Source organism: Peribacillus acanthi (assembly GCF_003073175.1).
In the GTDB taxonomy this organism is placed as follows: Bacteria; Bacillota; Bacilli; order Bacillales; family DSM-1321; genus Bacillus_BN; species Bacillus_BN acanthi.
The window spans coordinates 17,963-39,175 of sequence record NZ_QBBX01000024.1 but is presented as its reverse complement, the minus strand read 5'-3'; the positions used below and the strand labels follow the sequence as shown (position 1 = coordinate 39,175).

26 protein-coding genes and 1 riboswitch are annotated in these 21,213 nt (G+C 37.3%); of the genes, 18 read left to right on the top strand and 8 right to left on the bottom strand.

Annotation, left to right across the window (positions count from 1 at the left end; all coding sequences use genetic code 11):
* The first annotated feature begins 21 nt into the window (after nt 1–21).
* The 9 genes from DBX25_RS18380 to DBX25_RS20720 all read left to right on the top strand — a co-directional run bounded on the left by DBX25_RS18380 (nt 22) and on the right by DBX25_RS20720 (nt 8,495).
* Nucleotides 22–1,431 (top strand): isochorismate synthase, encoded by a 1,410-nt coding sequence (locus DBX25_RS18380; protein WP_240620418.1) that lies wholly within the window; start codon nt 22–24, stop codon nt 1,429–1,431.
* Nucleotides 1,418–3,181 (top strand): 2-succinyl-5-enolpyruvyl-6-hydroxy-3-cyclohexene-1-carboxylic-acid synthase, encoded by a 1,764-nt coding sequence (menD, locus tag DBX25_RS18375; RefSeq protein WP_108672234.1) that lies wholly within the window; start codon nt 1,418–1,420, stop codon nt 3,179–3,181. Before DBX25_RS18380 ends, menD begins: the two co-directional genes overlap by 14 nt.
* Nucleotides 3,168–4,001: a 2-succinyl-6-hydroxy-2,4-cyclohexadiene-1-carboxylate synthase gene (gene menH / locus DBX25_RS18370; RefSeq protein WP_108672233.1), complete on the top strand. Its 834-nt coding sequence runs from the start codon at nt 3,168–3,170 to the stop codon at nt 3,999–4,001. Before menD ends, menH begins: the two co-directional genes overlap by 14 nt.
* Nucleotides 3,991–4,809, top strand: coding sequence for a 1,4-dihydroxy-2-naphthoyl-CoA synthase (gene menB / locus DBX25_RS18365; protein WP_108672232.1), 819 nt, complete (start codon nt 3,991–3,993; stop codon nt 4,807–4,809). Before menH ends, menB begins: the two co-directional genes overlap by 11 nt.
* Before the next feature lie 134 nt (nt 4,810–4,943).
* Nucleotides 4,944–6,416 carry an o-succinylbenzoate--CoA ligase gene (locus DBX25_RS18360; protein WP_108672242.1) on the top strand — a complete coding sequence of 491 codons (1,473 nt, stop codon included), beginning with the start codon at nt 4,944–4,946 and terminating at the stop codon, nt 6,414–6,416.
* Nucleotides 6,413–7,516, top strand: a complete 1,104-nt coding sequence (gene menC / locus DBX25_RS18355) for an o-succinylbenzoate synthase (RefSeq protein WP_108672231.1) — start codon at nt 6,413–6,415, stop codon at nt 7,514–7,516. Before DBX25_RS18360 ends, menC begins: the two co-directional genes overlap by 4 nt.
* 176 nt (nt 7,517–7,692) lie before the next feature.
* Nucleotides 7,693–7,839 (top strand): hypothetical protein, encoded by a 147-nt coding sequence (locus DBX25_RS20730; protein ID WP_157951015.1) that lies wholly within the window; start codon nt 7,693–7,695, stop codon nt 7,837–7,839.
* 254 nt (nt 7,840–8,093) lie between these two features.
* On the top strand, nt 8,094–8,261 hold the full coding sequence (locus DBX25_RS20725; protein ID WP_157951014.1) for a hypothetical protein: 168 nt from the start codon (nt 8,094–8,096) through the stop codon (nt 8,259–8,261).
* Nucleotides 8,262–8,357: 96 nt separating this feature from the next.
* The gene (locus DBX25_RS20720) at nt 8,358–8,495 is read left to right on the top strand and encodes a hypothetical protein (RefSeq protein WP_157951013.1); all 138 of its coding nucleotides are present in this window, start codon (nt 8,358–8,360) and stop codon (nt 8,493–8,495) included.
* A gap of 320 nt (nt 8,496–8,815) precedes the next feature.
* Here DBX25_RS20720 and DBX25_RS18350 read toward each other — a convergent pair whose 3' ends face one another.
* A complete protein-coding gene (locus DBX25_RS18350; protein ID WP_108672230.1) occupies nt 8,816–9,922 on the bottom strand; it encodes a metal ABC transporter solute-binding protein, Zn/Mn family in 1,107 nt (368 codons plus the stop codon).
* A 97-nt stretch (nt 9,923–10,019) separates the two neighbouring features.
* Complete coding sequence (gene yidD / locus DBX25_RS18345) at nt 10,020–10,265, bottom strand: membrane protein insertion efficiency factor YidD (protein ID WP_108672229.1); 246 nt, start codon at nt 10,263–10,265, stop codon at nt 10,020–10,022.
* A gap of 225 nt (nt 10,266–10,490) precedes the next feature.
* Between yidD and DBX25_RS18340 the strand changes: the two genes are divergently transcribed.
* On the top strand, nt 10,491–10,964 hold the full coding sequence (locus tag DBX25_RS18340; RefSeq protein WP_108672228.1) for an S-ribosylhomocysteine lyase: 474 nt from the start codon (nt 10,491–10,493) through the stop codon (nt 10,962–10,964).
* 39 nt (nt 10,965–11,003) lie between these two features.
* Here DBX25_RS18340 and ytzI read toward each other — a convergent pair whose 3' ends face one another.
* The gene (gene ytzI / locus DBX25_RS18335) at nt 11,004–11,180 is read right to left on the bottom strand and encodes a YtzI protein (protein ID WP_108672227.1); all 177 of its coding nucleotides are present in this window, start codon (nt 11,178–11,180) and stop codon (nt 11,004–11,006) included.
* Nucleotides 11,181–11,318: 138 nt separating this feature from the next.
* Here ytzI and DBX25_RS18330 point away from each other — a divergent pair, with 138 nt between their 5' ends.
* Both DBX25_RS18330 and DBX25_RS18325 read left to right on the top strand, forming a co-directional pair.
* Complete coding sequence (locus DBX25_RS18330; RefSeq protein ID WP_240620416.1) at nt 11,319–11,762, top strand: Dps family protein; 444 nt, start codon at nt 11,319–11,321, stop codon at nt 11,760–11,762.
* Nucleotides 11,763–11,834: 72 nt separating this feature from the next.
* Nucleotides 11,835–12,029: a polyribonucleotide nucleotidyltransferase gene (locus tag DBX25_RS18325; protein WP_108672225.1), complete on the top strand. Its 195-nt coding sequence runs from the start codon at nt 11,835–11,837 to the stop codon at nt 12,027–12,029.
* Nucleotides 12,030–12,073: 44 nt separating this feature from the next.
* Here the strand turns inward: DBX25_RS18325 and DBX25_RS18320 are convergent, their stop codons facing one another.
* Entirely contained in the window at nt 12,074–12,334 is a 261-nt protein-coding gene (locus tag DBX25_RS18320) for a DUF6154 family protein (RefSeq protein ID WP_108672224.1), read from the bottom strand.
* Between the two features lie 255 nt (nt 12,335–12,589).
* Here DBX25_RS18320 and DBX25_RS18315 point away from each other — a divergent pair, with 255 nt between their 5' ends.
* On the top strand, nt 12,590–12,907 hold the full coding sequence (locus DBX25_RS18315; RefSeq protein WP_108672223.1) for a hydrolase: 318 nt from the start codon (nt 12,590–12,592) through the stop codon (nt 12,905–12,907).
* A gap of 43 nt (nt 12,908–12,950) precedes the next feature.
* Nucleotides 12,951–13,421: an RNA deprotection pyrophosphohydrolase gene (gene ytkD / locus DBX25_RS18310; protein ID WP_157951012.1), complete on the top strand. Its 471-nt coding sequence runs from the start codon at nt 12,951–12,953 to the stop codon at nt 13,419–13,421.
* A 73-nt stretch (nt 13,422–13,494) separates the two neighbouring features.
* On the opposite strand, the gene DBX25_RS18305 is transcribed toward ytkD, so the two are convergent.
* From DBX25_RS18305 to DBX25_RS18295, 3 genes are read right to left on the bottom strand one after another with little or no spacing between them, the layout of a single operon-like run.
* Entirely contained in the window at nt 13,495–14,301 is an 807-nt protein-coding gene (locus tag DBX25_RS18305; RefSeq protein WP_240620414.1) for an ABC transporter permease, read from the bottom strand.
* A complete protein-coding gene (locus DBX25_RS18300; RefSeq protein WP_157951011.1) occupies nt 14,276–15,061 on the bottom strand; it encodes an ABC transporter ATP-binding protein in 786 nt (261 codons plus the stop codon). Before DBX25_RS18300 ends, DBX25_RS18305 begins: the two co-directional genes overlap by 26 nt.
* Before the next feature lie 14 nt (nt 15,062–15,075).
* A complete protein-coding gene (locus DBX25_RS18295) occupies nt 15,076–16,074 on the bottom strand; it encodes an ABC transporter substrate-binding protein (protein ID WP_108672220.1) in 999 nt (332 codons plus the stop codon).
* A gap of 108 nt (nt 16,075–16,182) precedes the next feature.
* Here DBX25_RS18295 and DBX25_RS18290 point away from each other — a divergent pair, with 108 nt between their 5' ends.
* From DBX25_RS18290 to DBX25_RS18280, 3 genes are read left to right on the top strand one after another with little or no spacing between them, the layout of a single operon-like run.
* A complete protein-coding gene (locus DBX25_RS18290) occupies nt 16,183–16,974 on the top strand; it encodes an alpha/beta hydrolase family protein (protein WP_108672219.1) in 792 nt (263 codons plus the stop codon).
* A 34-nt stretch (nt 16,975–17,008) separates the two neighbouring features.
* Complete coding sequence (locus DBX25_RS18285) at nt 17,009–17,251, top strand: DUF2584 domain-containing protein (RefSeq protein WP_108672218.1); 243 nt, start codon at nt 17,009–17,011, stop codon at nt 17,249–17,251.
* A 24-nt stretch (nt 17,252–17,275) separates the two neighbouring features.
* On the top strand, nt 17,276–17,617 hold the full coding sequence (locus DBX25_RS18280; RefSeq protein ID WP_108672217.1) for a zinc ribbon domain-containing protein YjdM: 342 nt from the start codon (nt 17,276–17,278) through the stop codon (nt 17,615–17,617).
* A 60-nt stretch (nt 17,618–17,677) separates the two neighbouring features.
* On the opposite strand, the gene pckA is transcribed toward DBX25_RS18280, so the two are convergent.
* Complete coding sequence (gene pckA, locus DBX25_RS18275; protein WP_108672216.1) at nt 17,678–19,270, bottom strand: phosphoenolpyruvate carboxykinase (ATP); 1,593 nt, start codon at nt 19,268–19,270, stop codon at nt 17,678–17,680.
* 324 nt (nt 19,271–19,594) lie between these two features.
* A riboswitch (SAM riboswitch) is annotated at nt 19,595–19,731 on the top strand.
* A 248-nt stretch (nt 19,732–19,979) separates the two neighbouring features.
* On the opposite strand from pckA, the gene metK reads away from it, so the two are divergent.
* Nucleotides 19,980–21,179 (top strand): methionine adenosyltransferase, encoded by a 1,200-nt coding sequence (gene metK, locus DBX25_RS18270; protein ID WP_108672215.1) that lies wholly within the window; start codon nt 19,980–19,982, stop codon nt 21,177–21,179.
* The last annotated feature ends 34 nt before the right edge of the window (nt 21,180–21,213 follow it).

Here is a 21,213-nt window from a genome sequence, read left to right as displayed (position 1 = left end):
TAAGGATTTGGGGGGATAAAATTGACTACTTTGCATGGAACAGAACTCCTTAACGGACTGCAAACCGCAGTAAATAAAGCCAAAGAAAGCAATCATTTGGTTTTGTTTAGCTATGTAAAAAAAATGCAACCGTTAAGCCCCCTTTCTTTTTATATAAGTGGAAGAGAGCAATTTGTAGGAGAACGATTCTATTGGCGAGAACCTAATGGAGAGGTAGAGATTGTAGGGTTGGGAAGATTGGAAAAACTCTCATCTTCTAACAGTCAGCAACGATATGAACAAATCAATCAACAATGGCAAGAAATCGTAAGAGGAGCGGTCATCATCTCTGAAGATACAAAGCAAGCTACTGGTCCTCTTTTATTCGGTGGCTTTTCTTTTGATGAAAAAGTGAAGGAACATATTCTTTGGGATCAATTCGGTGATTCATTATTTTATATACCGAAAAGAATGCTAACCACACTGAATAATGAAACATACCTTACTCTTAACATCCTATGTGAGCCAGGTGATGACACAAATCAGTTGATGTCTTATGTATACGAGACTGTTGAAGAGAATTTGTCTAAAGACTCCAATATATTTAATTTAGCATGCTGTAGAATGGAAGAGATAGCTACTGATATTTGGTTAGAAAAAGTAGGAGAGGCGATACAAGAAATTAAAGAAGGTAAGATGGACAAGGTAGTATTAGCTCGTGAAGCTAGACTGACTTTTGAGGATAAAGTTTCTTCAGAAGTAACTCTTCGAAATTTAATTACTGACTATCCTACTAGTTTTATTTTCTCATTAGAATCAGGCAGTGATTGCTTTATTGGAGCTTCTCCTGAAAGGTTGATTAAAAAGCAAGGATCTATACTTCTTTCGACCTGCTTAGCAGGATCAATTGGCAGGGGAAATTCGGAAGAGGATGATGACAAGCTTGGAAAAGAGTTGCTTTCAGATCCTAAAAATCGGATGGAGCATCAGTTTGTAGTTGAGACGATTGAAAATGCTCTACAGGAACATTGTTCAGAAGTTCTCGTCCCAGAAATGCCCGTGCTTATGAAAGTAAAACATATTCAACATTTGTATACGCCAGTGGTTGCAAAATGTGAAGCAGACTTGTCTATTTTTAAATTGGTGAAAAGTCTTCATCCTACACCTGCTCTAGGTGGTCTTCCAAAAGAAAAGGCTGTAGAGTGGATTAGGAACCATGAGCCTTTAGAACGAGGATTTTATGCAGCTCCGATTGGTTGGACAGATGCCTATAGTAATGGAGAATTTGCAGTAGCCATTCGTTCCGGACTCATTCAAGGACAGGAAGTATCTTTATTTGCAGGTTGTGGCATTGTAGAAGACTCAGATCCCAATTTAGAATTTAATGAAACATCCATAAAATTCAAACCGATGTTACATGCATTAGGAGGGACGTCTCATGGATTATCGTGAAGCCTTAACGGCCTATGCATCAGCTTTTATAGATGAATTGACAAAAGTGAACGTGAAACATGCGGTCGTGAGCCCTGGTTCACGTTCCACCCCTTTAGCTTTGTTATTAGCCAAGCACACCGGGATAAAAGTACACATAAATGTGGATGAGCGGTCAGCAGGATTTTTCGCTCTAGGTTTAGCAAAGGCATTAAAAGAACCAGTTGCCTTGTTATGCACGTCTGGAACAGCTGCTGCCAATTATTATCCAGCTGTTATTGAAGCGTCTTATTCAAGAGTCCCACTTATCGTACTAACTGCAGATCGACCTCATGAACTTAGAGAAGTTGGAGCCCCACAAGCCATTGATCAAATCCATTTATACGGTAAGCATGTGAAATGGTTTGCCGAAATGGCTATTCCTGAAAAAAATGAAGAGGTAGTTCGTTATGCTCGTACTGTTGGTGCTCGAGCGGTTGCTACTGCTAAGCAAACACCTGCTGGTCCTGTTCATTTGAATTTTCCTTTAAGAGAGCCATTGGTTCCCTATATGGAAGATCCTGAGTTGTTCAAATATGGAACTCGGTGGAATGATAGGGTGGTAGCTGTAAGCAACGGAAAAAAACAGCTTGAAGAAATGCAATATAATCAAATAGCACTATTATTACAAAATAAGCAAAAGGGTTTGATTGTATGCGGTTACATAGATGAAGATTTTACAGATGAAATTTGTGCCCTTTCAAACAAATTAGGATATCCCATTCTAGCGGACCCTCTATCTCAGCTGAGAAGTGGGAGTCATGATAAAACAAACATTTTAGATACGTATGACACTTTCCTTCGCTTTTCAAATATTACTGAAGACTTGAAACCAGATGTTATCGTTAGATTTGGGGCAATGCCAATTTCGAAATCCTTAACCCAATTCCTGAAGAAACAGTCGAATGCTCAGCATATTGTGGTGGATGGTGGCTCAGGATGGAGAGAACCAACTGGTGTTGCAACAGAAGTCATTTATTGTGATGAAGCTCTTTTCTGTAAAGGAGTTTTAGAAAAAATTGAACGATTCAATGAACATGAATGGCTTCATAAATGGATCGACATTAACGGAATGACCAAATCGGGGCTTAATTTTATTCGTGATGATGATTCCTTTAATGAGGGAAAACTCGTTTCAGTTATGCAGGATTTCATGCCAGAAGACTCAACCTTATTCGTTGGAAATAGCATGCCCATCCGTGACGTCGATACATTTTTTCATAACCAAGAAAAAATGATTAATATATATGCCAACCGGGGTGCTAATGGTATTGATGGCCTTGTTTCGACTGCACTTGGAATTAGCTCAGTAAAAAAGGATGCTGTTTTACTATTAGGTGATTTAAGTTTTTTCCACGATATGAACGGTTTGCTTTCTGCCAAAATGAATGGACAGGACCTTATCATAGTGATTGTCAATAATGACGGTGGAGGAATTTTCTCTTTTCTTCCTCAATCTAGTGAGAAAGAATATTTTGAACAACTATTTGGGACTCCGCATGGTCTAGATTTCTCCCATGCTATTGAAATGTATGGAGGGAAATATCATAAAGCTCGTTCATGGAAGGATTTCGGTACACAATTTAAACAATGCTTCCACCAAAAAGGCTTACAGGTTATAGAAGTCAATACTGACCGAGAAGAAAATGTCATAAAGCATCGAGAATTGTGGGATATTGTTGCCCGGGAAATTAATTTGGCAAGAGGAAATGGTGAAAATGAAAATCCTTAGTAATCATGTCGAATATAATTTAGAGGTAAATGGATCTGGACCTAGTGTACTCATGCTCCACGGCTTTACTGGAGATCTTCATACATGGGATCATCTAGTTCAAGTTTTGAGTAAAGATTATCAAACCATTACCATAGATAACATTGGACATGGCTTGACTTCATCTCCAAATCATCCAAGTAGGTACGAGATGGAGGAAGTCTGTGGAGACATCGTAAACATATTGAATCATTTGTCAATAGAAAAAGTGCATATTGTCGGTTACTCAATGGGTGGGAGGTTAGCCCTTTCATTTGTAAACTTCTATCCTGATTACGTTTCTTCTCTGATTCTTGAGAGTTCCTCTCCAGGGTTAAGGACAAAAGAGGAACGGCTGAATAGAAGGATTGCGGATGAGGGGTTGGCAACACGTTTAGAAGAAAGTGGATTGGAAGCCTTTATTAATTTTTGGGAGAACATCCCAATGTTTCAAACGATGCAGTCATTGCCTCAAGAAACAAAAAAAGAAATTAGAAGACAAAGATTAAACAACTCTAGTATCGGCCTGTCAAATAGTTTAAGAGGAATGGGGACAGGAGCGCAGCCATCGTGGTGGGACTATTTATCTCACCTTACTATTCCGGTATTATTATTGACGGGTGAACTCGATGAAAAGTTTGTCCGTATTGCTGAATCGATGTGTTCACATATTAAAAATGTAGAATGGTTCAATTTTTTAGGAGCAGGACATGCAATTCATGTGGAACAACCTGAAAAGTTTGGTAAAATAGTAAGTGAGTTTTTGTCGAAATTAGAAGGAGGTAAAAATTATGAATTTTGAATGGGTATCAGAACGTACGTATGAAGATATCTTGTATGAAACATACAATGGCATTGCCAAAATTACAATCAATCGTCCAGAGGTACATAATGCATTCCGACCTAAAACAGTAATGGAATTGATTGATGCGTTTGCATACGCACGCGATGATGCGAATGTCGGTGTCATCATTTTGGCAGGGGCAGGAGGAAGAGCGTTCTGTTCTGGTGGAGATCAGTCAGTACGTGGTCACGGTGGTTACGTTGGTGAAGACCAAATTCCACGTCTAAACGTATTGGACCTTCAACGTCTAATCCGCGTCATTCCAAAGCCAGTTATTGCAATGGTGGCAGGTTATGCAATTGGTGGAGGACATGTTCTTCACATCGTATGTGACTTAACCATTGCAGCTGACAATGCGGTATTTGGACAAACAGGACCTAAAGTGGGTAGCTTTGACGCTGGATACGGCTCTGGTTACTTAGCGCGTATCGTAGGTCATAAAAAGGCACGTGAAATTTGGTTCCTTTGCCGTCAGTATAATGCGCAGGAAGCTCTTGATATGGGATTAGTTAATACTGTCGTCCCATTAGAGCAACTTGAAGCAGAGACAGTAAAATGGTGTGAAGAAATTCTTGAAAAGAGTCCAACAGCTATTCGTTTCTTGAAAGCAGCATTCAATGCAGACACTGATGGCCTTGCAGGAATTCAACAGTTTGCAGGAGACGCAACGCTTCTTTATTACACAACAGATGAAGCAAAAGAAGGTAGAGATGCGTTTAAAGAAAAACGCAAGCCAGATTTTGGGCAATTCCCAAGATTCCCTTGATGATATGATTGGTATTTTTGCAGCTTGACGAGTTTCCTTGTCAGGCTGTTTTGCTATTCTTATGACTATAAAAACTACTAGAATTGCTCAATATTTTGATTAAAGGATGAATTATCTTGCACTATACAGAAACTATGCCCAATTGGTTGAAGAAAAGGGCTGATCTTTCTCCACATAGAATTGCACTATCATTTGAAAAAGAAGAAATTAGTTTTAAACAATTATTCGAAGGTTCCCAACGAGTAGCTACTGTTCTATATAGGATGGGAATATCAAAGAAAAGTCGAGTTGCACTTTTGGGACGGAATCATATCGACAGTGTGTTTGTTTTCCATGCACTCTTACAGCTAGGGACAGAAATTGTCATGTTGAATAATAAACTGACGGTTGCTGAATTGGCATATCAAATACAAGATTCAAACTCTGAGTGTATTATTAGTGATAACAAATTTATGGAAAAGGTTCGTTCTTTTAAACCAATTTTGATTGATTCAATTTTAACTGAAGCAAATAGGATGGATGAAATAGATGCACCCATTTTGGACGAGTTTGAAATGAATCGCACTGCTACCATAATGTATACTTCAGGAACGACGGGACAGCCAAAAGGAGTTATGCAGACATTTGGTAATCACTGGTGGAGTGCGGTAGGGTCTGTGCTGAACCTTGGGCTGCGTGAAGAGGATTGTTGGCTGTGCACAGTCCCAATTTTTCATATAAGTGGGTTATCCATCCTGTTTAGGAGTCTTTTTTATGGAATGAAGGTCCTTTTACATGAGCGTTTTCATGAAGAGAAAGCAAATGAAGCTATCTTTCAACAGGGAGTGACCATTGCTTCTGTCGTAACATCCATGTTAAACAGGATGTTACTTGAAATGGGAAAGCAAACCTACCCCTCCACTTTTCGATGTATGTTGCTTGGTGGAGGGCCAGCACCTTTAACTGTTCTTGAAACATGTAAACAGAAAGGGATTCCAGTGTACCAGACTTATGGAATGACAGAGACTTCCTCACAAATTGTGACACTACCTCCAGAGTATAGCTTAGCCAAGCTAGGATCAGCTGGTAAACCTCTATTTCCTTGTTCCATAAAAATAATGAACGACGAGGTTGAGGCTGTTCATGGAGAAGCAGGTGAAATAGCTGTAAAAGGACCGAATGTCACAAAAGGGTATTTGTTTAAAGAAGAAGCTACTTTAAAATCAGTAAAGGATGGCTGGTTCTTAACTGGAGATATTGGATATTTAGACAGTGAGGGCTTTCTTTATGTATTGGATCGCCGATCTGATTTAATTATTTCAGGTGGTGAAAACATTTATCCGGCAGAAATTGAGAATGTACTCATGCAGCATAGTGCTATTTATGAAGCAGGTGTAACAGGAATCGAGGATGAGATTTGGGGACAAACACCAGTCGGGTTCGTCGTCTTGCACGAAGGAAAAAAGATTTCATCTGAAGAACTAGAATTATTCTGTAGAGGTAAGTTAGCCGCGTATAAAGTGCCGAAGTGTTTTTATTTTGTGAATGAATTGCCAAGAAATGCATCTAATAAGCTAATGAGAAGGAATCTTCGTCAATTGATGGATAAGGGAGGGAGTGTTGATTGAACATTAAAGAGGTTCATGTGTATGTCATTCGCTCTCCTTTGAAGAAACCTTTCGCCACTCATCTTGAAGTAGTGAAGGAACGTGAATCTATCATTATTCAACTAGTAGAGAACAATGGATACAAAGGCTATGGAGAAGTGGTGGCATTTTCTAGTCCATGGTATACAGAGGAAACCATCACTACATGTTTATACACCTTGAGGAACTTTTTAATTCCTATGATTCTTGATCGAACTATTAACCATCCTGATGATTTAGAATGGCTTTTTGGCAATATCCGTGGAAATAGAATGGCGAAGGCTGGAATTGAATGTGCCTTTTGGGACTTATATGCAAAAATACAAAACCAGCCTCTTTACCGTTTGATTGGTGGAGAAAAAAAAGAAATAGAAGCAGGAGTAGTTATAGCTTCCACCTCTATAAAGGATGCTCTTTCGTCCATTGAGCAAGTATATGATCAAGGATATAAAAGATTTAAAATCAAAATACATCCAACCAATGATCAAGAATTTTTGGCAGCCATAAGAGCAGAGTATCAGGATTTACCCATAATGGTGGATGCAAATTCATCTTATGACATACTCGAGATTGAGAAATTAAGGAAACTGGATGAATTTAACCTGATGATGATTGAACAACCATTTTCCCATGAAGATCTTGTTGACCATGCAACTTTGCGAAACCAAATAAAGACCCCAATTTGCCTTGATGAAAGCATTACGAGTTTTTCCATGGCTGAATCAGCATTGAAAATGGAAAGCTGTGACATCATTAGTATCAAGGCAGGAAGGGTAGGGGGGATTCGAGAAGCAATCAAAATACATAATCTCTGTCATGGACATTCAGTGTCTGTATGGTGTGGTGGGATGATTGAATTTGGGATTTCAAAAGCCTTTAACTTGGCATTAGCTTCTTTATCTAACTTTTCTTTCCCTGGTGATTTTACTTCTTCAAATCATTACTGGGAAAGAGATCTTATCATGCCTGGTATCCATGTTCAAAACGGCACTATTATGTTATCAGACTCTCCTGGTCTTGGGTATGAGATCGATGTAGATGTCCTTTCGGCAATGACATCATTTTATGAAATTTATAAATAGCAGTGAAGTGTAAAATACTTCACTGCTATTTATTTGCTGGTTATTATGTCAGTGAGTTTGCATTTGAAAATTTTTCGAATTAAATTAGGCATATGACGATTTTTTATTTTGGAGATTTCAGTTATAATGATAAAGATAGAGAAATTTCAGAAAAATCATACTTCAGGTGGGTAAATATGAGAAATCACAATAAGCCTTATTTAATAGCTGAAATCTTATTGCTACGTAACGTACCGTGGTTTGTTATAAAAGAAATAACAGAAATTGCAGAAGAAGAGCTGGAATTTTTGCTCCGAAAGAATGGTTTACAGGAAGAATTTTAAGAATTTAAAGAGACAAACGGATGAGTTTAGATTGCCAATACAAGAAAATCATTAGAAGTCCAATTCACAAATTAATTGGACTTCTTTTATTTGTTGAGGCACAAATTTGCGAGTTCTGTTGTCCAAAAATGGCCTTTTATTGACGAAAGGGGAATGGTAGAACACTAGTTGTTGAAACATTTCAATGAGTAAAACGTATATAATAAGTGAATATTATGAAATTTATAAATTTTATTCTGTTAGGAGGGAATTTTATGATTTGGATTTATATACTGACGCCTGTCATTATTATTGCTGGGATTGCCATTTATTTTGAAAAAAAATCTGGTATGACTCCACCTGATGAAAATATACAAGCAGAGAAGTTAGGAGAAGTTATCAATCAAAATGCGATACATTCAAATGTATCTAGACCAGATTAAAATTTACTAATATAAGCAGCAGTGAGATAAACGCTAGGTGCATAAAGCATTTTGTATAAAGTAGAAAACAAAATCTTATGATACTGAGGTGGGGTTTTGAGGGATAAAGATAATCAGCGTGAGAAGAGTAAAATTGATACGGACGACGGATGGAATAGAGCTCTATATGGAAGCCCGACAATTGGAGGATTTATTGTAGTTGGAGCAATCGTTCTATATTTTTTACTTAGGTAAAATTGATCAGGGCGGGTTTAAAAAAAGATCTTTTATAGAGACAGCTATTATGTCACCCCAAGTTGAATGGTACTTTGTTAGAGAGCTTCAATGAATTAGTAAAAAACTTCCCTTAAATATCTGTAATAATGAGCAACTTATTAAACGAACCGGGTGCTTAAGTTCAAGGAAATAGTATAAGAAAATGCTCAGAGTTTACCCTGAGCATTTTTCATGCAAATTAATGTGATTTTAGCCTTATTATACTTTGTATTTCGAAACCGAACCCGTTAATGGTAATGACTCATAGAGTTTGTTACCAAGTCATAGAAAAATCACTTTTAATTTAATGCCTGTTTTAAGGTTTCGAGATTCTGTTTCATTAATGTGAGATAATCTTGTTTATTTTTTATGTCTTTTTCGGTTAGTACAGAAAGATTATGCAAAGTTAGAGGCTTAGCACCAATTTCTTTTTGAACAATATCGGCAAGCTTCGAGTTAATATTTTGTTCAAATAATACATAATGTATATTATTCTCTTTTGCTATTTCGATGATTTCTTTCAATTGTTTTTGGGATGGTTCACTTGTAGATGACAAACCAGAAATACTGATTTGTTCCAATCCATAACGGTTCTCCCAATAACCATAAGCGGCATGAGAAACTATGACTTTATTCGTTTTTGCAGATTTAATGGTATCTTCGAATTGAAGGTTTAACTCTTCTAGCTCATTTTTAAGCTCAGCATAATTTTTCTCAAAGTACTCTTTTTGTTCTGGTTTAAGCTTTACTAATTCATTTTTGATGGTTTCAGCCATACTAATACTATAAATGGGATCTAACCACAGATGAGGGTCAACATCACTGTGTTCATGCTCCTCGTGATTTTCTTCAGTATTAGATTCTTCATTTTCATGATTATCATGGCTATCTTCTTCATGCTTGTGTTCTTCAGATGCTTCCTCTGAATGATTATCATGACTATCTTCTTCATGCTTGTGTTCTTCGGATGCTTCCTCTGAATGATTATCATGGCCATCTTCATCATGCTTGTGTTCTTCAGATGCATTCTCTTCATGATGGAGATTTTCGATTTTAATACTTTCACCAACTGCCACAGTTTTAACTTGTTCTTTTTCAAGTATGTCTTTTGATTGCTCCACAAACCCTTCTAAATTATGTCCAATGTATAAGAATAAATTTGACTGGGCCATCTTAATAACATCTTTTTGGGAAGGCTCAAAAGTATGTTCATCTGATCCTGGAGGGTATACGGTATTTACTTGAACATAGTCGCCACCAATTTTTTTTGTGAAATCTTCAAGTGGAAAAACTGTAGTATAAACTGTTATTTTTTCTTGAATATCAGATGGGTTGTTTTTTTCGGCATTACAGCCTGATAAAAAGACTCCTAAAAGAAGGAGAATCGAAAATAGAATTTTTTTCATAAATGGTTACTCCTTAATGTTAAACGAAATGATTACGATTTATACTTGAGTATAGTACCTCAAAAAAGGTACTCATGCAAGTAATTTCTTAATTAATTTATCTCATTTGATCTGATTTTAGTACTTCATTTTTTTCAGGTACTGGATCAAGGCCGCCAGGATGCAATGGGTGGCACTTCACGATTCTCTTAATCGTCAACCAGCCCCCTTTAAACGGTCCAAAGCGGTTAATCGCTTCTAGTCCGTAATGAGAACAAGTCGGATAAAAGCGGCAAGTCGGTGGTTTTAAAGGAGAAATGACAATTTGATAAAACCTTATAACGCCCATTAGTAATTTTTTCATTTAATTCTTCCTTCAATGTAAAGTGGTATATTCAACACCCCTATGTTACAACGGTGTCAACGTATTAGCAATTTGTAAGAATACAAGGACACAAGTCTAACTCCTCATTCCCATGATTATGAAGCACTTACAAAAATTTATTGAATAAAATAATACTAAGTTGATGAAAAAAATCGGAATTAAGTTTATGATAGATATAGATGTTTTTTAGGAGGAGTGGATAATATGCCATCAGTTGAAAGTTTTGAGTTAGATCATAATGCTGTAAAAGCTCCGTATGTACGTCACTGTGGTGTTCATAAAGTGGGTAGTGACGGCGTTGTAAACAAGTTTGATATTCGTTTCTGCCAGCCAAATAAACAGGCAATGAAGCCTGATTCTATTCATACATTAGAGCACTTACTTGCATTTAATATCCGTAAGCATTCTGAGAAATACGATCATTTCGATATTATCGATATTTCCCCGATGGGATGTCAAACAGGCTTCTACTTAGTTGTTAGCGGTGAGCCTACTGTATCTGAAATTATTGATGTTCTTGAAGATACATTAAAGGAGTCTGTTGAGATTACTGAAATTCCAGCTGCAAATGAAAAGCAGTGTGGTCAAGCGAAACTTCACGATTTAGAAGGCGCAAAGAAGTTAATGAATTATTGGTTAACACATTCTAAAGAAGAGTTGCATCAGGTGTTTGCATAATTACCAAATAATCAAGGAGCGGCGTATAGCTGCTCCTTTTTATTTTGGATTTTCGTTTTCAATTTCATCTTTAACTTTATCATTATTTAGTAAATGTGGATTATCATCAATAGGATCGACTGTATGTTTAAAATCATAAGCCTTTGAGGTGGTTAACACACTTAGAATCAGTACAATAAAAATAATGATGATAGCAATCACCAATATATACATCATCCTACAAATCACGTCCTTTCTTGACTATTGTACCAGAAAGAATTTTCAGCGTCAGTCACAATACCAATAAATACTGAGGTTTACAAATCGTTTTATGGGGAAAATGAACGATGTAAGATACGTAAGGAGGATATGTATATGTCACAGAAAAAAATGGTCGAAGTAGCTAATAAAGAAATTGCCAATTTTAATTTACTTTATACGAAATTACACAATTATCACTGGTTCGTGAATGGACCTCATTTTTTTGAGCTTCATAAAAAGCTAGAAGAATTGTATGTTGAAATTTCCACACATTATGATGAGTTAGCTGAAAGGCTACTAGCACTCGGTGAGAAGCCTGCAGCAACTATTAAGCAATATATGGAATTGACAACACTTAAGGAAGCAACAGGAAGAGAATCGACTGAAAAAATGATTGAAACGGTTATCAGCGATTTCGAAACAGTTGTAGGAGAATTGAAAGAAGGAATTGAATTCGCTGAAGAAGCTGGGGATCATGCAACAGGTGATATGTTCGGTGAAATGCAGACAAGCCTTGAAAAGCATAATTGGATGTTAAAGGCTTATTTGGGAAAATAATATTGAAATAGTCTAAAGCCTTCCGATAATAATTGGGAGGCTCTAGTTTTTTCGAAAGGAGTGTTTCTTCTCATGGAACTAAGTTCAATGATGAATCGTCAATTAGCAGATTTAAGGCACACTTTGAATTTAAATATGCTTCAAAGTTCTCTTTCAACCCAAGTGGCTCAAGCTGCAGTTATGCTAAACGATTTTCAGCATTCACAACAGAGTACAGTACATGCTCCTCATCCTTATGCAGGTGGTAATGTGGACATGAAAGCTTAATAAAAACGGTAGCCATGAATTATGGCTACCGTTTATCCCTTTATTTAGTGGAAATTCCTTTGTACATTATAAGGGTAGTGCTTGGAATGAGTCATATCTTCTTTCGCAAATTTCCCTTTTAGGGTTTCGATTAAATACAATCCCATTAGGTCTTTAATTTCCTGTTCATCCAGCTCATTGATCATCGAAAGAATTTCATTTCGATCTAATTGTTCCAGTACCGCAAATGCAAGAATATCGATATCCTCTTCATCTCCGGTTAATTTCGTCCGATACATCTCGAATAATTCATCAATCAACTTCACATTATTCACCTTCTCCTTCGTGTTTTAGTATCAGCATATGTAATGGGGTATGGCCGTATGGGTTAAAATCAATCATACAAAAAGTTGATAAGATATGTATAGACATGTCTATTTTGTTATACCCTACTATTTGTTTTTTAATCTATATTCTTATAATTGACTGAAAATTCTTTACATTTTATTTGCAATAAAAATGAATGAAGGTGTACCTTCTTTGAGAAAATAACGGAAATAGTATGGAAGGGAAGATGAACCTTGAGTGAGGGAAAAAGAACGTATTATATTGGTGTTGGAGATGGTCTGATTACTCAGGATCCAGAATGCAGTCCTTGGAATTTTAAAATTGAAGCTACAGATGATGAAATTACTCAGTTACGTGAGTACTTTGATAATAATTATGCCAATGAACAGGAAAATTTTTATCGTGCTCATGTTCCATATCTTCAATATCACTATGATCGTGAAAATGATGCATATGACAAAACACTTCTCAAAGTATATGGGATGATTCACAGACTTGGTGATGAAACAGCAAAAAAACATATTGAAAGCATGGGAATATTAAAGAATTGATTTGTCTTGTCTTCATGGTATGATGACAGTGGGAGGGGAAGAAATGGTACATACATTCCTCGATAAAAAAGGATTCACTGTCACTTTTACAACAGACAAACAATTTTTTGATGAACCTTCCAAACATGTATTAGTCATTTGTAAATGGAAGGGAAAATGGCTACTAACACGGCACAAAGAAAGAGGGCTTGAGTTTCCAGGTGGCAAGTTAGAAATAGGTGAAACTCTTCATCAAGCAGCGGTAAGAGAGGTAAGAGAAGAAACCGGTGCTGAGGTAGAGAAGCTTACCTATATTGGGAATTATAAGGTCAATTCAAATCATGGAAGCTTCGTAAAGACTGTTTTTTTTGCTACCTTAAGCCATATTCATCCTATGCAAGAATTTCTCGAAACAGATGGTCATTATTTATTAGATGAATTACCAAAATCATTTAATAATGATCAATTCAGTTACATCATGCAAGATCAGGTTATCCAACAAAGCTTAAAGATAGTTCAAAAACTAATACCATAATGATTAAAAGACCGATTCTTAGGACATGCAGGAATCGGTCTTTTGAATATGGCTGTTTTCGTAAAGTTGCTTTTTATTGCCTAATCAACTTCTTTTCAAGCAATTCTACTAGCTGATACATAATGGTCGCACAAACAGCGATAAGTAATAAGGAAAGTAATACTAAAGTAAAGTTAAAAACTTGAAAGCCATAAATAATCATATAACCTAGTCCTTTAGCTGAAACTAGGAACTCTCCGACAATGACTCCTACCCATGATAACCCTACATTTACCTTCAAAGTAGAGATAATCGTAGGAAAGGAAGCTGGCAAAATCGCTTCCTTAAAGCATTGCTGTCTTGTGGCACCAAACGTTTGGAGTACCTTTAAATAGTTGGGATCCACTTCTTTAAAGGCTGTATAAACAACAATCGTGGTAATGATAACAGAAATGATGGCTCCCATCGCAATGATGGAAGTAAACCCAGTACCAAGTGCAACAATTAAGATAGGGCCTAATGCAACTTTTGGCATTGCATTGAGTATTACCAGATATGGGTCAAGTACTTTTGATAAAAATGGTGACCACCACAGTATTGCGGCCAGGACAGTTCCTAACAGAGTTCCAATGATGAATCCTAGTACGGTTTCAAACACTGTTATTCCTAAATTAGAAAGTAAGGTCCCGTCTCCTATCTTTTGAATAAAAAGATTTCCTACCTTTGATGGAGAACTGAAAATGAGCGGATTTATGACTTTGAGACGGCTTGAAAATTCCCATGTAACAAAAAACGTGATGAAAATAAGTACTTGATAAAAACGTATCCACCTTTTTTCAGTAAGGAGAGAACGCTTATAAGAGTCATGTAACTCCTTAAGATTCTGTTGGGTATTGTTCAAGTTTTTCAAACTCCTTCCATACCTTCTGAAATAAGGAAGGGAATAATGAATGGTTTCTAGCCTGGAATGGTGTAAGGTTTCTAAGTTCATCAGGTATTGTAAAGATTTGATGAATCCTCCCTGGATTAGCAGCCAAAAGGACGACACGATCACTCATACATATCGCTTCACCAATATCATGTGTCACGAGGACTGCGGTTTTTTGAAAGGTTTTTAGAATAGATGAGACAAGGTCTTCCAGTTTTAATTTTGTTTGATAATCGAGAGCTGAAAATGGCTCATCCAATAGGAGAAGCTGTGGATTGGTTGCCAACGTCCTAACAAGGGCGACTCGCTGTCTCATTCCACCAGACAATTGCTTTGGAAATTGATCTTCTACATTTTCTAACCCGATCTCTTTAAGAAGTTGTAAAGTTCGGATGGTAGAGGAAACATCATCTTTTTTCTGTAGCTTTAAGCCAAGCAATATATTTTCTTTAATGGTCTTCCATGGAAACAAATAATCTTGTTGTAGCATATAGCCAATTGATGAATCTTTAGCATGCGTCAACGGTTGCCCGGCTAGATAGACTGATCCAACTGTAGGTGATAGAAGTCCAGCGATTATAGAAAGCAAAGTTGTTTTTCCGCAGCCACTTGGGCCGAGGAAGGAGAGAAATTCTCCCTCCTCAATATCCAAAGAAACATCTCTCAAGGCAGTTTTTGCATGTTCTTTTGTAAAATATGTGTGATGAATATGCTGTAACTTGAGGAAGCTCATTTGGATGTTCCTCCTTATTCATTCGAAACTTTTTTTGCAATGCTTGTATTTACTAGTACATCATGACCAACGGCTTGTGGTAGTTCTCCAGCTTCATCCATAATATCGTGAAGGTTTTGCCATTCTGCTTCATCTAAAATAGGATCAGTGGCAAAGGAGCCTTGGCTCTTGTATCTGTCTACTACAGTAGCAATTAAATCTAATTCTGTATCTTCAAAATATGGTTGAATAACCTTGGCGATATCTGCCGCACTATTGTTAGCTACCCAATCCTGTGCTTTCTTGATAGCACGTGTGAATTTTTCGATTGATTCTTCGTTTTCTTTCATAAAACTTTCTTTAGCCATGAATGTTGTATATGGGACATGGCCAGACTCAGTACCGAATGAAGCGACAATATGACCTTTTCCTTCTTTTTCAAAGACACTTGCAGTAGGTTCGAACAATTGAACGAAGTCGCCAGTACCGGAAGCAAAGGCGTTCGGAATATTAGCGAAATCCACGTTTTGAATCAAGGTCAAGTCATTTTGTGGATCAATTCCATGCTTTTTCAAAACAAATTCTCCAACCATTTGAGGCATGCCACCTTTTCTTTGACCTAGGAAGGTGCTACCTTTTAGCATATCCCAGCTAAAATTCTCAATTTTTTCTCTAGATACTAAAAATGTCCCATCCGTCTGGGTAAGCTGCGCAAAATTGATGACTGGATCGTCTGAGCCTTGTGCATACACATAGATGGACGTTTCAGAGCCAACTAAAGCGATGTCTGCACCGTCAGATAAAAGGGTCGTCATTGTCTTATCTCCGCCCCAAGTAGTTGTCAATTCAACTTTCAGCCCTTCTTCTTCAAAAAATCCTTTTTCCAAAGCAACATATTCAGGTGCATAGAAAATGGAACGAGTAACTTCAGCAACCTTGAGTGTTTTCACTTCGTCTTTCCCACAAGCTGTGACTGCGAGCAACATAATAAACACGACAAATATACTAAGTCCAGTTTTCCACCATTTTTTCATTTGAGTTCCTCCTTAAATAGGTGTAAGAATGAAGGTGAAGGTTTAACATATCGTATGAAGGAAAAAAAAATGTGTGAATGCCTATATCAATTATGAGAGGTTAATTGAATGGATTATTTAAACGTTATTGAAAAACAGGCTTTCCCCTCCCCTAATCCAAAAGTAAACCTTTATACGGTTACATATCTTTCTCAAGGGCTTAAAGTAAAAGGTTTTCTCGCAGAGCCAGTTAAGGAAGGTACTTATGATGGCTTTCTTTATCTTCGTGGTGGCATTAAAAACGTAGGAAAAGTGCGACCAGCTAGAATTGCCCAATTTGCAACAGAGGGATTTATTGTTTTTGCTCCACACTATAGAGGAAATCAAGGTGGGGAAGGCAATGAAGATTTTGCTGGTGAAGATCGATATGATGCTTTTAATGGTTTTGAGATATTAAGACAGCATCCTAGAGTTATAAAAAACCGAATACATATTTTTGGATTCTCACGTGGTGGGGTTATGGCTTTGCAAACAGGAGTACAATATCCAGAAGCAGCTTCGATAGTAACTTGGGGTGGAGTTTCAGATATGGAATTGACCTACTGGGAGAGAGAAGATATGAGAAGGATGATGAAGAGGGTCATTGGGGGAACTCCAAATAAAGTTCCGGAGCGATATCGGGAAAGGACACCTCTTTATTTTCTTCAACAAGTACAGTCACCAATTCTTATTATCCATGGAAAAAAAGATGAAAATGTATCAGTGGAGCATGCTATACGATTAGAACGGAGGCTACTCGAGTTGGAGAAGAAAGTAGAGTGCTGGTATTTCGACCAATACACACATTATTTTCCACCTATGATTAATCGTAAAATAGTCAGAGATTTAACGAATTGGATGAAAAGTCAGGGAAAGAAATGATAAAATAATGAAAAAGAAGAAAGGGGTTTTAATGATGGGAATGCCTCTTGAATTAAATACGATGATTGTAACTAAAGGAAGAGAACAAAGAATCAATGATAACGATTTCTCCTTGGTGAAGGAAGGATATCGTCTATATCCGATTGATATTCCAATTGATATCCGTAAAACAATTGCAAGTGAATCCAGTGGGACTGCGATAATTAAAAAGATAGAGTGGACGGGTACCGAAACAACCATTACTTATGAATTAGTCTCATTAAACTCTAGTAACTAAAACAATCTTGGAGGAAATGTCAGAATGGCTAACTTGCCAAATTGCCCAAAATGTAATTCTGGGTACACATATGAAGATGGAAACCTTTTAATTTGCCCAGAATGTGGTCATGAGTGGACTATGGGTTCAGAAGAAGAAGCTACAGAGGATATTAAGGTATTTAAAGATGCAAATGGAAATATATTAAATGATGGTGATACAGTAACTGTAATTAAAGACCTTAAAGTAAAGGGAACATCATCTGTCATTAAAGTAGGCACAAAAGTAAAGAGTATTCGTTTAGTTGAAGGCGATCATGATATTGATTGTAAAATTGAAGGATTCGGAGCTATGAAATTAAAATCTGAATTTGTTAAAAAGGTATAATTCAAAATAATAAAAGAAGGTTGCTCAAACCAATTTTGAGCAACCTTCTTTTATGTTTTATTATGCTAACTCTTTTGGTCCGCCAAGTAATTCAATTTCAGACGGTACGTTCGAGAATTTTTTGAAGTTTTCTTGGAATTTAGAAGCCAATTCTTTTGCTTTTGCTTCATAAGCAGCTTGATCTGCCCAAGTTTTGTTTGGTTGTAGTACTTCATCAGGTACACCTGGTACGTGTTGAGGAATCTCCAGACCGAAGATTTCATCCGTAATTGTATCTACGTTATTTAAGTCACCTTCAAGAGCTGCTTGTACCATAGCGCGAGTATAAGCAAGTTTCATACGGTTACCCACACCATATTCTCCACCAGTCCAGCCTGTATTCACTAAGAACACTTTAGCATTGTGCTCGTCAATTTTTTGACCAAGCATTTCTGCATATCGTGTAGCTGCTAGAGGTAAGAATGGAGATCCGAAGCAAGTCGAGAATGTCGCTTGTGGTGAAGTAATACCACGTTCAGTACCAGCAAGTTTACTCGTGTATCCACTTAAGAAGTGGTACATCGCTTGTTCCTTAGTCAGCATAGAGATTGGAGGTAAAACTCCAAAAGCGTCTGCTGTAAGGAAAATGATTGTATTAGGGTGTCCAGCAACACTTGGATCTACGATGTTATCGATTGCTTGTAATGGATAAGCCGCACGAGTATTTTCAGTTAGTAGATTGCTATCATAATCAGCTTCGCGAGTATCTTCGTCAACTACAACGTTTTCTAATACTGATCCGAAACGGATCGCATCGAAAATTTGTGGTTCCTTTTCACGAGATAGGTTGATACATTTTGCATAGCAACCACCTTCGATGTTGAAAACACCATTAGATGACCAACCATGTTCATCATCGCCAATTAGCTTGCGGTTTGTATCAGCGGAAAGAGTTGTTTTTCCAGTACCAGAAAGTCCGAAGAAAAGAGCAACGTCGCCTTCTTTACCCACGTTTGCAGAGCAGTGCATTGGCAAGATTTCTTGTTCAGGTAGAAGGTAGTTCATTACAGAGAAGATAGATTTTTTCATTTCTCCTGCGTATTCTGTACCACCTATTAAGACAGTTTTATGTTCAAAAGAAATCATGATGAATGTTTCAGAAAGTGTACCGTCCACTGCTGGATCCGCTTTGAAAGTTGGAGCGGAAATAACAGTGAAATCTGCTTCATGTCCACGTAACTCTTCTTCATTAGGACGGATGAAAAGCTGGTGGGCAAAAAGGTTATGCCATGCATACTCATTGATAACTTGAATAGGTAAACGAAACTTCTTGTCCGCTCCAGCAAAACCTTTAAAAACAAAAAGTTCGTCTTTTTCTTTTAAGTATGAAATCACTTTATTGTATAATTTTAAGAAAGCGTCTTCGGAAATCGGTTGGTTCACTGGACCCCAATCGATTTTGTCCTTTGTTGATGCTTCTTCTACAATGTATTTATCTTTAGGAGAACGACCTGTATACTTACCAGTTTCAGCTTTGACTGCACCAGTAGATGTCAAGATTCCTTCTTTACGGTTTAAGACCTTTTCCACTAATTGAGGAACAGAAAATTGAACGCTTACATTATTACCTTGTAATAGTTCGTGTAGCTCATTAGAAATGCTAACAGAATTCATGTATGAGATACCTTCCTTTGTTTAAGTTATGGTTGATGAATAATTTGCTCTTAAATAGTATAACACATTAACGTTAATAGTCTATACTAATATATAATTTTTCAAAAAAAACGTTCCCCCATTTGTAGCGATTAAAAGTTTCCTTATTTATATAGTATAAAACATTCCAATCCTATTAGAGCGAATAATTGTGCAAATGTCAAAAAGCCGTAACATGTCATTTTTTTTGTTTCAAAAAAGAAGAAAAAAATAACAATACAAATCTATTGAAAAACCATTGACATTATTCGCTAATTTACGATATGATTCTACCTTGTACGGATTCTCTTATCCCGAGCTGGCGGAGGGACAGGCCCAATGAAGCCCAGCAACCTGCTGTATAAAAAAACGGTCAATGATCGATTATTTTACTAGCGACGGTGCTAACCTGAGGCAAGGCAAAAGCCCTTGAACGATAAGAGCGAAAGGCTAAATGTTGAAACAATCAACCTTTCCTCGCAATCAGGGAAAGGTTTTTTTATTGGCTTTGATTCCCAAAGTTACATATGATAAATATTGTAGTCTGAGGGATACTAAACAATGGGAAATGAGTTCCGTTCAAAACTAGAGGTTAAAGTAATGCGTTTTGTGAAATGCCTTGATGGAAATCATATAGCGTGTTTCATGCTGGCGCCTCAAACCATATTTTATTATTTGAGGAGGAAACAAGATGTCTAAAAAACGTCGACTTTTTACTTCTGAGTCTGTAACAGAAGGCCATCCGGATAAAATTTGCGATCAAATCTCAGATTCCATTCTAGATGCGATTTTAGCAAATGATGCAAATGCTCGTGTAGCATGTGAAACATCCGTAACAACAGGATTAGTATTAGTAGCTGGTGAAATCACTACTTCCACTTATGTGGATATTCCAAAAATCGTTCGTGAAACTGTTAAAGAAATCGGTTATACACGTGCGAAATATGGTTTTGACTCTGAAACATGTGCAGTATTGACTTCTATCGACGAACAATCTCCTGATATTGCAATGGGTGTTGACCAAGCGTTGGAAGCTCGTGAAGGTCAAATGACGGATGAGCAAATTGAAGCAATCGGAGCTGGAGACCAAGGTCTTATGTTCGGATTTGCTTGTAATGAAACAAAAGAACTTATGCCATTACCAATTTCTCTTTCGCATAAGCTTGCACGCCGCTTGACAGAAGTAAGAAAAGAAGAAATTCTTCCTTACCTACGTCCAGATGGTAAAACTCAGGTAACAGTGGAATATGATGAAAACGATAAGCCAGTTCGTATCGATACAATCGTTATCTCTACTCAACACCACCCAGAAGCTACTTTGGAGCAAATCCAACGTAACCTTAAAGAATATGTAATCAATCCGGTTGTTCCTAAGGAATTAATCGATGAAAATACAAAATACTTTATCAATCCTACAGGCCGTTTCGTAATCGGTGGACCTCAAGGGGACGCAGGACTAACTGGTCGTAAGATTATCGTTGATACGTACGGTGGATACGCACGCCACGGCGGTGGAGCATTCTCTGGTAAAGATCCTACAAAAGTAGACCGTTCTGCTGCTTATGCTGCTCGTTATGTTGCTAAAAACATCGTAGCTGCTGGTTTAGCTGACAAAGTTGAAGTTCAACTTGCTTATGCTATCGGTGTAGCACAACCAGTATCAATCTCAGTAGATACTTTCGGAACTGGAACAGTAAGCGAAGATGTACTAGTTGACGTAGTTCGCAAAAACTTTGACCTTCGTCCAGCTGGAATCATCAAAATGCTTGACCTTCGCCGTCCTATCTACAAACAAACTGCTGCATACGGTCACTTCGGAAGAACAGATGTAGATCTTCCTTGGGAGCGCACTGACAAAGCTGAAGCATTAAAAGCGGATGCTTTAAAATAATATGCATGTGAAAAACGGAGCCATTTGGCTCCGT